Origin of the sequence: Streptomyces sp. Je 1-369, assembly GCF_026810505.1 — a bacterium.
Classification (GTDB): domain Bacteria; phylum Actinomycetota; class Actinomycetes; order Streptomycetales; family Streptomycetaceae; genus Streptomyces.
The window spans coordinates 97,280-110,775 of record NZ_CP101750.1 but is presented as its reverse complement, the minus strand read 5'-3'; the positions used below and the strand labels follow the sequence as shown (position 1 = coordinate 110,775).

The following is a 13,496-nucleotide window of genomic DNA, read 5'->3' as shown; positions in this document are numbered from 1 at the left end:
GTACGTCATGGAAGACGTTATACGGGAGATTCGTATCCGCGGGGCACTGCAGCAACCCGAATGGAGCGACCTGTCCCAGCTGAACCGGGTGGGCGAGGCCCTCGCCTCCCGCCCCCCGCTCGTCCAGGGCGACGACCTGGCCACCCTGCGCACCCTGCTGGGCAAGGTCGCCCGCGGCGAGGCCATGGTCCTGCAGTCCGGCGACTGCGCCGAGGACCCCCAGGAATGCACCCCCTCCTACGTCGCCCGCAAGGCCGCCCTGCTGGACGTGCTGGCCGGCTCCCTCGGACTGATCACCGGCAAGCCGGTGCTGCGGGTGGGCCGCATCGCCGGCCAGTTCGCCAAACCCCGCTCCAAGCCCACCGAAATCATCGACGGGGTGGAACTGCCCGTCTTCCGCGGCCACATGGTCAACGGCCCCGAACCCGACGCCGAGAGCCGCCGCCCCGACCCGCTGCGCATCCTCACCGGCTACATGGCCGCCGGCGACATCCTGGAACACCTGGGCTGGCGCGACCGGGCCGCCGGCCGCGACGTCGTCGAACCGATGGTGTGGACCAGCCACGAAGCGCTGCTCCTGGACTACGAAACACCCATGCTGCGCACCGACGACAAGGGCCGCCTCTTCCTCGGCTCCACCCACTGGCCCTGGATCGGCGAGCGCACCCGCCAGGTCGAAGGCGCCCACGTCGCCCTCCTGTCCCAGGTCAGCAACCCCGTCGCCTGCAAGGTCGGCCCCAGCATGGACACCGCCGACCTCCTGGCCCTGTGCGAACGCCTGGACCCCTGGCGCGACGAGGGCCGCCTGACCCTCATCGCCCGCATGGGCGCCGACCACGTCGGCGAGAAACTGCCCCGCCTGGTCGAAGCGGTCCGCGAGGCCGGCCACCCCGTCATCTGGCTCAGCGACCCGGTGCACGGCAACACCGTCACCGCCCCCGGCGGCTACAAGACCCGCCTGGTGGACACCGTCGCCCGCGAGATCACCGGCTTCGCCCGCGCCGTCCAGAGCGCCGGCGGCACCGCCGGCGGACTCCACCTGGAGACCACCCCCGACGACGTCACCGAGTGCGCCAGCACCGAGGCCGACCTGGACCGCGTCGGAGAGCGCTACACCTCCTGCTGCGACCCGCGCCTGAACCCCGCCCAGGCCCAGACCGCCGTCAACGCCTGGCCCGCCTGACCCCACCGGACCGCCCGCACCCCCGCACCCGTTCGAGGACTTCCACCATGACCGGCATACCCCCCATCAGCCCCTACCCCCTGCCCGCCGAGGGCGACCTGCCCCCGGCCGCCGTGTCCTGGACCGCCGAGGCCGACCGGGCGGTCCTGCTCGTCCACGACATGCAGCGGTACTTCCTCAAGCCCTTCCCCGACCCCCTGCGCCACGAGCTGATCACCCACGCCGCCCAGCTGCGCGACCACTGCGCCACCCTGGGCATCCCCGTCGCCTACACCGCCCAGCCCGGCGGCATGAGCGACGAACAGCGCGGCCTGCTCAAGGACTTCTGGGGCCCGGGCATGCGCCCCGCCCCCGAGGACCGCCAGGTCGTCGACGCCCTCGCCCCCACCGCGCAGGACTGGCAGCTCACCAAATGGCGCTACAGCGCCTTCTTCAAGACCGACCTGCTCCAGCGCATGCGCGCCGCCGGCCGCGACCAGCTCATCGTGTGCGGCGTCTACGCCCACGTCGGCGTCCTGGCCACCGCCATCGACGCCTTCACCCACGACATCCAGCCCTTCCTCGTCGCCGACGCCACCGCCGACTTCTCACAGGACTACCACCGCTCGGCCCTCACCTACGCCGCCGAGCGCTGCGCCCGGGTCACCACCGTCAAGGGGCTCCTCACATGACACCGACACCCCCCACCCCCGACCTGCTGGCCCGCGCCCTGAGCGGCCACAGCAAGGCCTTCGCCCTGCTGCACCGGCCCCACACCACCGGCCCCGGCACCCTGGAAGTCCTCACCGGCTCGGTCACCCGGCCCGCCACCCTGGCCGACATCCCCCTGCCCGAGCAGCCCGGCACCGGCGCCGGGGACACAGCGGGCCACGAAGTACTGGTCCTCATGCCCTACCGGCAGCTGGCCGAACGCGGCTTCGCCTGCGCCGACGACGGCACCCCGCTGCTCGCCATGACCGTCACCGACCAGCAGCAACTGCCCCTGCAGCAGGCCCTGGCCCGCATCCCGGACGTCCCCACCCCGCTGTCCGGCGGCGACTTCGACGTCGACGACGCGGCCTATGAGGACGTGGTGCGCCGCATCGCCAAGGAAATGATCGGCACCGGCGAGGGCGCCAACTTCGTCATCAAGCGCACCTTCGTCGCCGACATCACCGACTACGGCCCCGCCAGCGCCCCCGCCCTCTTCCGCCGCCTGCTGGAGAGCGAGAGCGGCGCCCACTGGACCTTCCTCATCCACACCGGCGACCGCGTCCTGGTCGGCGCCTCCCCCGAACGCCACGTCAGCCTCAAGGACGGCACGGCCGTCATGAACCCCATCAGCGGCACCTACCGCTACCCGCCCTCCGGCTCCACCCTCGAAGGCGTCCTTCAGTTCCTCGGCGACCGCAAGGAAACCGACGAGCTCTACATGGTCCTCGACGAGGAACTGAAGATGATGGCCCGCATCTGCGACACCGGCGGCCGCGTCGTGGGCCCCTACCTCAAGGAAATGGCCCGCCTGGCCCACACCGAGTACTTCATCGAGGGCCGCACCGACCGCGACGTGCGCGACATCCTGCGCGAGACGATGTTCGCCCCCACCGTCACCGGCAGCCCCCTGGAAAGCGCCTGCCGCATCATCCACCAGTACGAGCCCGGCGGCCGCGGCTACTACAGCGGCGCCGCCGCCCTCATCGGCCGCGACGAGCACGGCGAGCGGGTCATGGACTCCGCCATCCTCATCCGCACCGCCGACATCAGCGAGCAGGGCCGCCTGGCCATCGGCGTCGGCGCCACCATCGTGCGCCACTCCGACCCCGCCTCCGAAGCCGCCGAGACCCGCGCCAAGGCCGCCGGCCTGGTCGCCGCCCTCGGCGGCGAAACCACCCAGCGCTTCGCCGACCACCCCAGCGTGCGCCGCGCCCTGGAAGGCCGCAACGACTCGATCGCCGGCTTCTGGCTCTCCGACATCCCCGCCCGCGCCGCCGCCCGGCCCCAACTGGCCGGCCGCCGCGTCCTGGTCGTCGACATGGAGGACACCTTCACCTCCATGATCGACCAGCAGCTGCGCTCCCTGGGCCTGGACGTCACCCTGCGCCGCTACGACGAGGCCTACACCTTCACCGGCCACGACCTCGTCGTCATGGGCCCCGGCCCCGGCGACCCCCAGGAAGTGGCCCACCCCAAAATGGCCCACCTGCACACCGCGGTCGCCACCCTGCTGCGCGAACAGCGCCCCTTCCTCGCCGTCTGCCTCAGCCACCAGGTCCTGGGCCTGCAACTGGGCCTGCCCCTGCGCCGCCGGGACGTGCCCAACCAGGGCGTGCAAAAGCAGATCGACCTGTTCGGCGCCCCCGAACACGTCGGCTACTACAACACCTTCGCGCTGCTGAGCGAGCACGAGGAATTCACCCCCCGCGGCGTGCCCGGCCACACCGGCCACCAGCCGGTCCAGGTCAGCCGGGACGCGGCCACCGGCGAGGTGCACGCCCTGCGCGGGCCCGGCTTCGCCTCCCTGCAGTTCCACCCCGAATCCGTCCTGACCCGCGAAGGCCCCCGCATCGTCGGCACCGCCCTGGCCGGCCTGCTGGCCCCGGCCCGCACCCCCGACCCGGCCTGAGACGCCCCACCGACCGCCGGGCCGGCGCCCACCCCCGAGCGCCGGCCCGGCCCCTGCCCTGCCCCTCCGCCCCTCACAGCCCGCTGGGGCCGCACCGCTGAAGGATTGATCCATGTCTGATGTACGGCGTTCCGAGACGATGACGGGCTCGGTGGAGGTGGAGTTCGCCGAGTTCCGCACCCCGCCCGCGGAGCCGCTGGGATTGTTGTCGGCCTGGCTGAAGGCGGCCACCGAGCAGGGCGTGCGCGAGCCGCGCGCGCTGGCCCTGGCCACCGCCGATGCGCAGGGGCGCACCTCCTCGCGGATCCTGGCGGTCAATCAGGTCACCGACACCGGCATCGTGTTCATCACCCACACCGGCAGCCAGAAGGGCCGCGAGCTGAGCGCCAACCCCTGGGCCTCGGGGGTGCTGTACTGGCGCGAGACCAGCCAGCAGATCACCGTGGCCGGACCGGTGCGCCGGCTGCCGCGCGCCCAGGCGGAGGAACTGTGGGCGGCGCGCGCGGTGTTCACCCACGCCATGTCCACCGTCTCGCTGCAGAGCGAGCCGCTGCGCGACCTGGACCACCTGGAGGACATCCGCGCCCGCGCCCTGGAACTGGGCCAGCCGCCCCGGCCGCTGCCCTGCCCGCAGGCGTTCGCGGCCTACGTCCTGGAGCCGGCCGCGGTGGAGTTCTGGGCCAACGGCACCGACCGGCTGCACGAGCGGCTGCGCTACGACCGCACCGACAGCGGCTGGGACACCACCCGCCTGCAGCCCTGACCCCCACCTACCCGGAGATGTGATGACTGCCCCTGCCCCGGTGTTCACCGACCACCTCGAGCTGCGCGCCCGCAACCGGCGGGCCGTGGAGCAGTACATGGAGACTGGGCCCGAGGCCCGGCTGCGCCGCTACACCCTCTACACCCAGGACGGCACCGCGGCCCTGTTCAACACCGACATCGGCCGCCCCATCGTGGTGAAGGGCCGCGCCAAGCTGCAAAAACACGGCGAACTCTCCCTGCAGGTGCTGCCCGACTGGGAGTGGTCCGACGTGCGGATCTACGAGACCCAGGACCCGGCGGTCATCTGGGTGGAGTGCGACGGCGAGGGCACCATCCGCTTCCCCGGCTACCCCGAGGGCCGCTACCGCAACCACTTCATCCACGGCTTCACCCTGGACGACGGACAGATCGCCGCCAGCCGCGAATACACCAACCCCATCGAGCACATGCGCGCCCTGAGCATCGACACCCCACACATCAAGCGCGACTGGATCCCCTCCTGAACCCCAGTCCCCAGCCCCGCCCTTGCGTGCGGTGAGAGGGGGTGGGGGCCGCCGACCCGACGGCCGGCGGCCCCCACCCCCTCTGCCTACCCCTGCGCGGCGCGCGGCGCCTCAGATCTCGCTGCGGCCGGCTTTGAGGGCGGCGGCGGTGTCCACGACGCGGCGGGCCTGGTGGCGGGCGGCTTGCAGGGCGACTTCGCCGGGTGCGCCGTCGCCGGCGACGTGCGAGGTGCCGTAGGGGTTGCCGGACTGGAACTGGATGGGGTCGGTGTAGCCGGGGGGCACGATGATGCCGCCCCAGTGGTAGAAGGTGTTCGACAGGGCCAGGATGGTGGATTCCTGTCCGCCGTGGGCGGTGTTGCTGGCGGTGAACGCGGAGAACACCTTCCCGGCGATCTTCCCGGCGAACCAGAGGGGGCCGGTGGTGTCGATGAAGGCGCGCAGCTGGCTGGCGGGGTTGCCGAAGCGGCTGGGGGTGCCGAACAGGACCGCGTCCGCCCAGGCGAGGTCGTCGTGGGTGGCCTCGGCGATGTCGGTGGTGGCCGCCCGGTGCTCCACCCAGGCCGGGTTGGCCTGGACGGCCGCCTCGGGGGCGGTCTCGGCGACCTTGCGCAGCCGCACGGTGGCGCCGGCCTTCTCCGCGCCCTCGGCCACCGCCTGAGCCAACGTGTGCACGTTGCCGGTCGCGCTGTAATAGATGATTGCAACGTTCACAGGTTCCACGACTGTTTCCTTTTCTTCGCGTGCTTAACGGGTGGTGCCAGGAGCGGGCCGCCCGACGGGAGCCGGCCGTACCCCTGTGGAAAAGACGTCCGACAGCGGTCAATGCGTAAAAGCCGAGAAAAACCTCGCGCGGCCCCTGCGGGGCGCCGCCGGCGGTGTGGCACTGTCGGCGGCCCCCCGCCAACGGGAGCCGTGCGGCCCAGGTCAGCCGCGGGCGTCCCGCAGCCGGGACGGGGCCTTGCCTGCCGGGCGGGGGCCGCACACGGCGGCACCCGGCCCCGCTGGTGAGCCGCGGATCGAGGTCAGCTGCACGGCAATTCTCCTTCGCAGACGGTGCACGACCCGGAAAAGCCCGAAGTCGCGGGCGGAGAACGGGGATTCCGGTGCCGGGCGACCGGGGGACGGAGCCCGGCAGGAATTCGATCTCCAGCCATACGACGACGCAGCCCGTTGTAATGTGAGGTGACGCGCGCCACCTTCAGGGCGACGCCGGAACGAACTGGTGAAGTCGGGGCGCAGTCAAGGGAGTTGGCGACACCATGAGCAAGCATGTGGAGCCGGAGGACAGCCGGCTCGACCCGGGCCTGCGCGCCGTACTCAGCGAGCGCCGGCAGCTGATCAACCTCGCCTACCGGTTCCTCGGCTCGCTGGCCGACGCCGAGGACGTGGTGCAGGAGACCTACGCCCGCTGGTATGCGATGTCCGAACGCCAACGGGAGGCGGTCGCCGCCCCCGGCGGCTGGCTGACCACCGTGGCCAGCCGCATCTGCCTGGACCTCCTGGGCTCGGCCAGGGCCCGGCGCGAGCGGTATGTGGGGGAGTGGATCCCCGAGCCGCTGCCCGACCGCATGGAGTGGATCGGCGGCCCCGACCCCACCGGCGACCCGGCCGACCGCATCACCCTGGACGAGTCGGTCAACATGGCCTTCCTCGTCGTCCTCGACGCGATGACCCCGGCCGAGCGCGTCGCGTTCATCCTCCACGACGTCTTCCACTACTCCTTCGCCGAGGTCGCCCAGATCCTCGGCCGCAGCCCGGCCGCCTGCCGCCAGCTGGCCTCCTCCGCCCGGCGCCGCATCGCCGCCGCCCGCAGCACCCCGGCGGCCGCCACCACCCACCGCGCCGATCTGGTACGGGACTTCAAGCAGGCCTGGGCGGCCAAGGACATCGAGGCCCTCATCGGCCTGCTCGACCCCGACGCCACCACCATCGCCGACGGCGGCGGCCTGGTCAGCGCCCAGCTGCAGCCGGTCACCGGCGGCGAGCAGATCGCCCACGTCTTCGCCGACGTCGCCCACCGCGCCCCGGACCTGACGATCCTGGAGCGCACCGTCAACGGCCAGCCCGGCCTGGTGGCCCAGCTGGACGGCGTCACCGTCTCGGTGCTCGCCTTCGACTTCGAGGGCGAGCGCATCAAGCACATCTGGGCGGTGCGCAACCCCGAGAAGCTGCGCCCCTGGACCGCCGGCTGACCCGCCCGGGCCACGCCCCCGCCCCGGACCGCGCGCCGGGGCGGGGGCGTGGCGGGCGCTCTCAGCCCTGCGCAGGCGGCGGGCCGAGGGGAACCTTGTAGCTCTCCAGGTGGCTGATCGCGTCCCCGACGAAGGTGAACACGTCGCTGAAGAGGAACTCCGCACTGCCCCCGCCCGGCAGCGGCAGCGCCGCACGGCCGGTGGCCACCACGGTGTCGCCCTCCTCGATGAGCCGGTCGACCGTGATCCGCGGCCGCTGCACGACGCCCTGCGCCGCGACCCCGTTCTTGTTCTGCACCACACCGCGCAGCGCGTCCTTGCCCTGCACCCGCAGCTGGCCCAGGCTCTCCCACACCACGTCGTCGGTCACCAGGGCCAGGACCTGCTCGTGGTCGCCGCTGAGGACCCCGTCGCGGTACCGCTCCACGATCGCTTTGTGTTTGCTCATGCCATATGACTATTTGATACGACTAGGAGGGCGCTGGAATCCTGCCAGAAGGGGGTGCCCGCCGGGCCGGGCCGCCTCACATTCCCACCGGCTGTCTCGTCGTATGCGATGACGGCAGATTCCGGCCAAGGGAGCAAGCGAGACGATGAGGACGCAGACCGCGCCAGACGACGACCGGCTTGAGGCGGACCTGAGCACGGTCCTGAGCGAGCGGCGTCAGCTGATCAACCTCGCCTACCGGTTCCTGGGCTCGCTGGCCGACGCCGAGGACGTCGTGCAGGAGGCCTACGCCCGCTGGTATGCCATGACGCCCGCCCAGCGCGAGGCGGTCGCCTCGCCCGGCGGCTGGCTGACCACCGTGGCCAGCCGCATCTGCCTGGACCTCCTGGGCTCGGCCAGGGCCCGGCGCGAGCGGTATGTGGGGGAGTGGATCCCCGAGCCGCTGCCCGACCACTCCGAGTGGATCAGCGGCCGCTCGGTGGGCACCGCCGACCCGGCCGACCGCATCACCCTGGACGAGTCGGTCAACATGGCCTTCCTGGTCGTCCTGGAGTCCATGACCCCCGCCGAGCGGGTCGCGTTCATCCTCCACGACGTCTTTCGCTACTCCTTCGCCGAAGTGGCCGAAAGCGTCGGCCGCAGCCCGGCCGCCTGCCGCCAGCTGGCCTCCTCCGCCCGGCGCCGCATCCGCAGCGCCCAGCAGCCCCCCGCCACCGCCCAGCGCGCCGACATCGTGCGGGACTTCAAGCAGGCCTGGGAGGCCAAGGACATCGGCGCCCTGATCAGCCTCCTGGACCCCGAGGCCACCGGGCTGGCCGACGGCGGCGGCCTGGTCAACGCCGCGCCGCCCACCGGCGGCGGCGAGCAGATCGCCCGCTACCTGGTCACCATCACCGCCAAGGCGCCCGCCATGACGATCCTGGAGCGCACCGTCAACGGCGAGCCCGGCCTGGTCGTCCAGCAGAACGGCGTCACCGTCTCGGTGCTGGCCTTCGACTTCGCCGGCGAGCGCATCAAGCACCTGTGGGCGGTGCGCAACCCCGAGAAGCTGCGCCCCTGGACCACCGCCTGACCCCCGCCCCCGCCCGCGGGCGGGGGAGAGGGGCAGGTCACGCGGGCGGCTGTCACATTCGGGCGGGCTGTGCGGTCTCAGCTGTGTACGCACCAGCACGGCAGAGGAGCCCACCATGGACGCTCGCTTGAACCTCTTCGACAACCCCGTCTCGGCCGCCTTCTTGAAGTACCTGGCCGCGGCGGGCAAGGCGGCAGCCAACTCCGCGCTGCCCGCGTCGACGCAGGAACTGGTCAGGCTGCGCGCCAGCCAGATCAACGGCTGCGGCTTCTGCATCGACATGCACACCAAGGAGGCCGCGCACGCCGGGGAGAGCGCCGTGCGCCTGAACCTGGTCGCCGCCTGGCGGGAGGCGACGGTCTTCACCGAGGCCGAACGCGCCGCCCTGGAGCTGGCCGAGCAGGGCACCCGCGTCGCCGACGCGGCCGGCGGGGTCAGCGAGGCGGCCTGGGCGAACGCCGCCCGCCACTACGACGAGGACCAGCTGGCCGCCCTGCTGGCCACCATCGCCCTGATCAACGCCTTCAACCGGCTCAACATCATGGCCCAGCAGCCCGCCGGGCACTACCGGGTCGGCCAGTTCACCTGACCGGCCCACCTGAACCGCCCCCAGCGCCCGGGGGGGGGAGGGGGCGGGCCGCCCGCGGCCCGCACGGGCCGCGGGCGGCGCCACCTCAGCTGATCTTCATGGTCGCCATCATGCCCATGGCCGAGTGGTCCAGCATGTGGCAGTGGTAGACGTAGGAGCCCCGGTAGGTGTCGAAGGTCGCCTGCAGCTTGACCGTCTCACCCGGCGCGACGATCACCGTGTCCTTCAGCCCCGACTCGCCGGGCGCCGGCGGCTTGCCGCCCCGCTCCAGGACCCGGAACTGCACCAGGTGCATATGGAAGTTGTGCGGCACCCGAGGATTGGCGTTGGTGACCGTCCACACCTCACTGGCCCCGAACCGGATGCTGGCATCCACCCGCGCCGGGTCGTACATCTTGCCGTCCATGTACCCCTTGGGGTGTGCGACGCCCTCCTCCATCTTCATCACGATCGTCCGCTCGTTGGTCGGCGTGGGCAGCGCCGGCAGCGAGCGCAGCACCGGCGGCACCGAGCTGCTGTCGGTGGCCGTGCGCACCACGTCGAACCGCATCACCTGGCCGACCTGCTCGGCGCTGCCGGCGAAGATGATGCTGTTCTCCAGCACCACCTTGTCGCCCACCTGGTAGCGGGAGAAGTCGACGACGGCGTCGATGCGCTCGCCCGGGGAGAGGGTGAGCGCGTTGGTGGTGTGCGGGCTGGGCAGCAGCCCGCCGTCCGAGCCGATCTGGACGATCTCGCTGCCGTCCGCCAGCCGCAGCCCCAGGAAACGCTGGTTGGACATGTTGGCGAAGCGCAGCCGGTACTTGCGGGCCGCGACCTGGAAGTAGGGGTAGGGCGCGCCGTTGACCAGCAGCGTGGAGCGCTGCTGGTCGTCCATGACGTACACGAGCTGACCCGCGGTGTCGAAGTGCGCGTCGCGGATGGCGATCACCACGTCGTACTCGCCCTTGGGCAGCGGCAGCTGGTCCTCGGTGGTGTCGGTCAGCAGGTAGCTGCCGTGCAGCCCGCGGTAGACGTTCTCCGACTCCATGTGGTGGGCGTGGTCGTGGTACCACAGCGAGGCGTGCGGCTGCTTGTTGGGATAGGTGTAGGCCCGCGACCCGCCCGGGGCCAGGGTGTCCATCGGGTCGCCGTCGTTGGCCTGGGTGACCGAGGCGCCGTGCAGGTGCGAGGAGGTGGCCACGTCCAGCTCGTTGTGCTGGCGCACGATGACGGTGCGTCCCGAGCGCGCCTTGATGGTCGCGCCGGGGAAGTTCCCGTCGTAGGTGATCAGATCGGTCTGGATGCCCGGCAGGATCTCCCTGCGGACCCGGCGCGTGGTGACGTCGTAGTAGTCGGTGGTCGTGGTGCGGAAGGTGGGTCTGAGTACCGGCATCTGCGGCATGGGCACGGTGAACAGCTCGGGTATGGCCGAGGTGGCCGCGGCCGGGCTGGCCTTGGCGCGGTCCACGCCGAGCAGGGGGGTGAACGACGCCCCGGTGAGCCCTACGCCCGCGGCGGCGAGTCCGGTGCCGAGCAGACGGCGTCGGGTAACCATGGTGCCCTCCTAAGTACGTGAATACGTGAGTGAAAAGCGGGGCAACCGCGGGGCCGGCCGCACGGGGTGACAAAGAGCGCGGCCGCGTCAAGCCGTGCGGTGCCAGCGGTAGTTCACCAGCCGCTCCTTGAGATTCGCTCGGATCCGCATGGTCCTGGTCCGCCCCGCTTTCAGCCCCTTGGGCCTCGCGCGGCGGCGCCCGGCTGCCGCACACTGCGCATGACCCGCCGCGCAGCGGCCCGAGCGCAGGTGAAAGGACGGCACGATGCCCGTGAGCGAGCCCGGTGACGCGCGGGGCCCGGTCCTGCTCGGCCCGCACCAGACCCGCGCCCCCGGGCGCGGACCGGTCCACCTGGTGTGGTCGCTGCGCGGCCGGGGGCGCGATCTGGACGCCGCCGTGGTGCGGCTGGCCCCCGGCACCGACCTGGGCCAGGACGCCGGGGCCGGACACGGGCTCCTGCTCACCGTGCTGGCCGGCGAGGGCGAACTGCGCCTGGACGGTGCCGCCTTCCCGCTCGCCCCCGGCGCGCTGGCCTGGCTGCCCGCCCGCACCGCGCACGCCCTGCGCGCGGGCGACCAGGGCCTGACCTACACCACCGCCCACCGCCGCCCGGCCCCCGCCGACACCGGCGCGGGGGAACCGGCCTGCCTCCTCGACCGGCTCTGCCCCGAGTGCGGCCACCTGACCGCCACCCGCGAGGACCGCTTCTGCGCCCACTGCGGACACGCACTGACCGAGACCGAGGACGCCCCCGGGGCCGGGTGAGCAGCCGGGCCCGGGGCCGGGTGAGTGCGGGCCCGGCTCTTCTCATCCGGCGGGCTCGCCCGCACACTTCACCGGTGCGTCCGCGCGGTGCGGGCGCGGTGCGGGGCCGTGTCGTGTCCCGCCTGCGGTGAGGAGATGCCCGTGCCGATGGACCAGCGTGCCCGACGCGCCGCGCGCCTGCTGCTCGGCTGGCTGTGCGTGCTCGCCGTGATCGTGCCGGCGGCCCCCGCCGCCGCGGCCCCGGCGCCCGCGGCCGCCCCCCGGCCCGTGGTCTTCGTGCACGGCTACAACGCCGACCCCGGCGTATGGGGCGCGATGCGCGAGGACTTCCGAGCCGCCGGCTACGGCGAGGACGACCTGTACTCCTTCGGCTACGACACCAGCCGCTCGGTCAACGAGGACCTCGCCGGCCAACTGGCCGCCCACGTCGCCCAGATACGCGCCCGCACCGGCGCCGACCGCGTGGACCTGGTCGCCCACTCCTTCGGCAGCCTGGTCACGCGCTGGTATGTGAAGTTCGGCGGCGGCGCGCCCGCCGTCGCCCACTGGGTCTCCCTGGGCGGCCCCAACCACGGCACCACCACCGCCTGGGCGTGCGCCCTGTGGTCGCAGGCCTGCCGCGACATGACCCCCGGCTCCTACGTCACCGACCGGCTCGCCCAGGGCGATGAGACCCCCGGCCCGGTGGCGTACGCGACCTGGGCCTCCTCCTGCGACGAGGTCATCAACCCCGACGCCAGCGTCCCGCTGACCGGGGCGGCCAACGCGGGAGCCGGCTGTCTGGCCCACAACGACCTGCTGGGCGACGACGCCGTCTCCCGCGGGGTACGGGACTTCCTGACCGCCACCCCGTGAACCCCCGCCCCACACGTGGCCTGTTCAGGCCGGTGCGGGCTCGAAGACCAGGATGAAGAAGCGGGCACCGGGCGAGCCCAGCGGCACCGCGGCACACATGGTCACCTGCCCGGCCCGGGAGGGCAGATGGTGCGCACAGCACCGCTCGGCGCCCGCCGGCGGGCCCGCGGGACCGGGCCAGGGAAAACGCACCGGCCGGGTCGCCCCGCTGGGCTGGACGTAGGTCACCGGGTCCGAGCGGTAGATCGGGCCGGCCACTGGGTCGGCCTCCACCTCCTTGTCCAGCTCCCGCAGATCACTGTTGCCCGGATACAGCGCCACGGCCTTGCGCAGCTGCGCGGCCAGCGGCCGCGCCCACTGCCGCTCCCAGTCCCGCAAGTGGTGCTCGCGCGCGGTCTCCCGCAGCAGCATGTAGCGCATCAAGTTGCGCTCCGGCAGCGCGGGCCGGTCCCCCGGGGCGCGCGGGAACATGGCGGTGAACGCCTCGTTGCAGGCCAGGACGTTCCAGGCGACGTCATTGACGTAGCAGGGCCGGGTCACACTGGCCACCGCCTGGTGCCAGGCGCCATGGATGTCCTGCCCGGCCAGCGGGTCCTGCGGCCTCGGCGGCTCGTGCCCCAGCGCATACGCGTACAGCGCGGTGCGCTCGCCCTCCTCCAGGTGCAGCACATCGGAGACCCGGTCGAGGAAGTCGGCGGCGGGGGAGGGCATTTCACCCCGCTCCAGCTGGGCGTAGGTGCGCTCGGAGACATACAGGAGCTGGGCGACCTGCGCCTGGGAGAGCCCCGGGGCGCGGCGGCCGCGGCCGGTGCGCGGGCGCAGGCCCACCGCGGCCGGCTCCAGCCGGCTCCGCTTCCAGCGCAGCAGCTGCCGCAGGGCGGACTTATTGTCCACGGCCGGCCCTCCCGCCCCTGGCGCCCGCGTCAACCGCCGTGCGCGGCACGGGTATTTCCGGAAATCCGTGCACAGGAAGAAACCGCT

14 protein-coding genes are annotated in these 13,496 nt (G+C 72.6%); 10 read left to right on the top strand and 4 right to left on the bottom strand.

The features are described from left to right. Positions 1 to 7: 7 nt before the first annotated feature. The 5 genes from NOO62_RS00555 (at position 8) to NOO62_RS00535 (ending at position 5,053) form a co-directional block, all read left to right on the top strand. A complete protein-coding gene (locus tag NOO62_RS00555; RefSeq protein WP_268768894.1) occupies positions 8 to 1,183 on the top strand; it encodes a 3-deoxy-7-phosphoheptulonate synthase in 1,176 nt (391 codons plus the stop codon). Positions 1,184 to 1,230: 47 nt separating this feature from the next. After that, positions 1,231 to 1,854: an isochorismatase family protein gene (locus NOO62_RS00550; RefSeq protein WP_268768893.1), complete on the top strand. Its 624-nt coding sequence runs from the start codon at positions 1,231 to 1,233 to the stop codon at positions 1,852 to 1,854. Next, on the top strand, positions 1,851 to 3,785 hold the full coding sequence (locus tag NOO62_RS00545; protein WP_268768892.1) for a chorismate-binding protein: 1,935 nt from the start codon (positions 1,851 to 1,853) through the stop codon (positions 3,783 to 3,785). Before NOO62_RS00550 ends, NOO62_RS00545 begins: the two co-directional genes overlap by 4 nt. Positions 3,786 to 3,897: 112 nt before the next feature. After that, positions 3,898 to 4,548 (top strand): phenazine biosynthesis FMN-dependent oxidase PhzG, encoded by a 651-nt coding sequence (gene phzG, locus NOO62_RS00540; protein WP_268768891.1) that lies wholly within the window; start codon positions 3,898 to 3,900, stop codon positions 4,546 to 4,548. Positions 4,549 to 4,570: 22 nt separating this feature from the next. Further along, positions 4,571 to 5,053: a PhzA/PhzB family protein gene (locus NOO62_RS00535; RefSeq protein ID WP_268768890.1), complete on the top strand. Its 483-nt coding sequence runs from the start codon at positions 4,571 to 4,573 to the stop codon at positions 5,051 to 5,053. Between the two features lie 111 nt (positions 5,054 to 5,164). Here NOO62_RS00535 and wrbA read toward each other — a convergent pair whose 3' ends face one another. Then, complete coding sequence (gene wrbA, locus NOO62_RS00530) at positions 5,165 to 5,776, bottom strand: NAD(P)H:quinone oxidoreductase (RefSeq protein WP_268768889.1); 612 nt, start codon at positions 5,774 to 5,776, stop codon at positions 5,165 to 5,167. Between the two features lie 539 nt (positions 5,777 to 6,315). Between wrbA and sigJ (NOO62_RS00525) the strand changes: the two genes are divergently transcribed. Then, a complete protein-coding gene (gene sigJ, locus NOO62_RS00525; RefSeq protein WP_268768888.1) occupies positions 6,316 to 7,248 on the top strand; it encodes an RNA polymerase sigma factor SigJ in 933 nt (310 codons plus the stop codon). Positions 7,249 to 7,309: 61 nt separating this feature from the next. Here the strand turns inward: sigJ (NOO62_RS00525) and NOO62_RS00520 are convergent, their stop codons facing one another. After that, positions 7,310 to 7,696: a nuclear transport factor 2 family protein gene (locus NOO62_RS00520; RefSeq protein ID WP_268768887.1), complete on the bottom strand. Its 387-nt coding sequence runs from the start codon at positions 7,694 to 7,696 to the stop codon at positions 7,310 to 7,312. A 145-nt stretch (positions 7,697 to 7,841) separates the two neighbouring features. On the opposite strand from NOO62_RS00520, the gene sigJ (NOO62_RS00515) reads away from it, so the two are divergent. Beyond that, positions 7,842 to 8,768, top strand: a complete 927-nt coding sequence (gene sigJ, locus NOO62_RS00515) for an RNA polymerase sigma factor SigJ (RefSeq protein WP_268768886.1) — start codon at positions 7,842 to 7,844, stop codon at positions 8,766 to 8,768. 115 nt (positions 8,769 to 8,883) lie between these two features. Next, the gene (locus NOO62_RS00510) at positions 8,884 to 9,357 is read left to right on the top strand and encodes a carboxymuconolactone decarboxylase family protein (protein WP_268768885.1); all 474 of its coding nucleotides are present in this window, start codon (positions 8,884 to 8,886) and stop codon (positions 9,355 to 9,357) included. 85 nt (positions 9,358 to 9,442) lie between these two features. Here the strand turns inward: NOO62_RS00510 and NOO62_RS00505 are convergent, their stop codons facing one another. Beyond that, positions 9,443 to 10,894, bottom strand: coding sequence for a multicopper oxidase family protein (locus tag NOO62_RS00505; protein ID WP_268768884.1), 1,452 nt, complete (start codon positions 10,892 to 10,894; stop codon positions 9,443 to 9,445). Between the two features lie 265 nt (positions 10,895 to 11,159). Here NOO62_RS00505 and NOO62_RS00500 point away from each other — a divergent pair, with 265 nt between their 5' ends. Then, complete coding sequence (locus NOO62_RS00500) at positions 11,160 to 11,660, top strand: cupin domain-containing protein (RefSeq protein ID WP_268768883.1); 501 nt, start codon at positions 11,160 to 11,162, stop codon at positions 11,658 to 11,660. A gap of 147 nt (positions 11,661 to 11,807) precedes the next feature. Further along, positions 11,808 to 12,515, top strand: a complete 708-nt coding sequence (locus NOO62_RS00495) for a lipase family alpha/beta hydrolase (RefSeq protein WP_268775412.1) — start codon at positions 11,808 to 11,810, stop codon at positions 12,513 to 12,515. A gap of 24 nt (positions 12,516 to 12,539) precedes the next feature. Here the strand turns inward: NOO62_RS00495 and NOO62_RS00490 are convergent, their stop codons facing one another. Further along, complete coding sequence (locus NOO62_RS00490; protein WP_268768882.1) at positions 12,540 to 13,409, bottom strand: helix-turn-helix domain-containing protein; 870 nt, start codon at positions 13,407 to 13,409, stop codon at positions 12,540 to 12,542. Between the last annotated feature and the right edge of the window lie 87 nt (positions 13,410 to 13,496).

Excerpts from the sequence above, each read along its gene's own strand:
- NOO62_RS00505 (WP_268768884.1), bottom strand. The coding sequence starts at position 10,894 with ATGGTTACCCGACGCCGTCTGCTCGGCACCGGACTCGCCGCCGCGGGC.
- NOO62_RS00535 (WP_268768890.1), top strand. The coding sequence starts at position 4,571 with ATGACTGCCCCTGCCCCGGTGTTCACCGACCACCTCGAGCTGCGCGCC.
- sigJ (WP_268768886.1), top strand. The coding sequence starts at position 7,842 with ATGAGGACGCAGACCGCGCCAGACGACGACCGGCTTGAGGCGGACCTG.
- NOO62_RS00550 (WP_268768893.1), top strand. The coding sequence starts at position 1,231 with ATGACCGGCATACCCCCCATCAGCCCCTACCCCCTGCCCGCCGAGGGC.
- sigJ (WP_268768888.1), top strand. The coding sequence starts at position 6,316 with ATGAGCAAGCATGTGGAGCCGGAGGACAGCCGGCTCGACCCGGGCCTG.
- NOO62_RS00545 (WP_268768892.1), top strand. The coding sequence starts at position 1,851 with ATGACACCGACACCCCCCACCCCCGACCTGCTGGCCCGCGCCCTGAGC.
- NOO62_RS00510 (WP_268768885.1), top strand. The coding sequence starts at position 8,884 with ATGGACGCTCGCTTGAACCTCTTCGACAACCCCGTCTCGGCCGCCTTC.
- NOO62_RS00495 (WP_268775412.1), top strand. The coding sequence starts at position 11,808 with ATGGACCAGCGTGCCCGACGCGCCGCGCGCCTGCTGCTCGGCTGGCTG.
- NOO62_RS00500 (WP_268768883.1), top strand. The coding sequence starts at position 11,160 with ATGCCCGTGAGCGAGCCCGGTGACGCGCGGGGCCCGGTCCTGCTCGGC.
- phzG (WP_268768891.1), top strand. The coding sequence starts at position 3,898 with ATGTCTGATGTACGGCGTTCCGAGACGATGACGGGCTCGGTGGAGGTG.
- NOO62_RS00555 (WP_268768894.1), top strand. The coding sequence starts at position 8 with ATGGAAGACGTTATACGGGAGATTCGTATCCGCGGGGCACTGCAGCAA.
- NOO62_RS00520 (WP_268768887.1), bottom strand. The coding sequence starts at position 7,696 with ATGAGCAAACACAAAGCGATCGTGGAGCGGTACCGCGACGGGGTCCTC.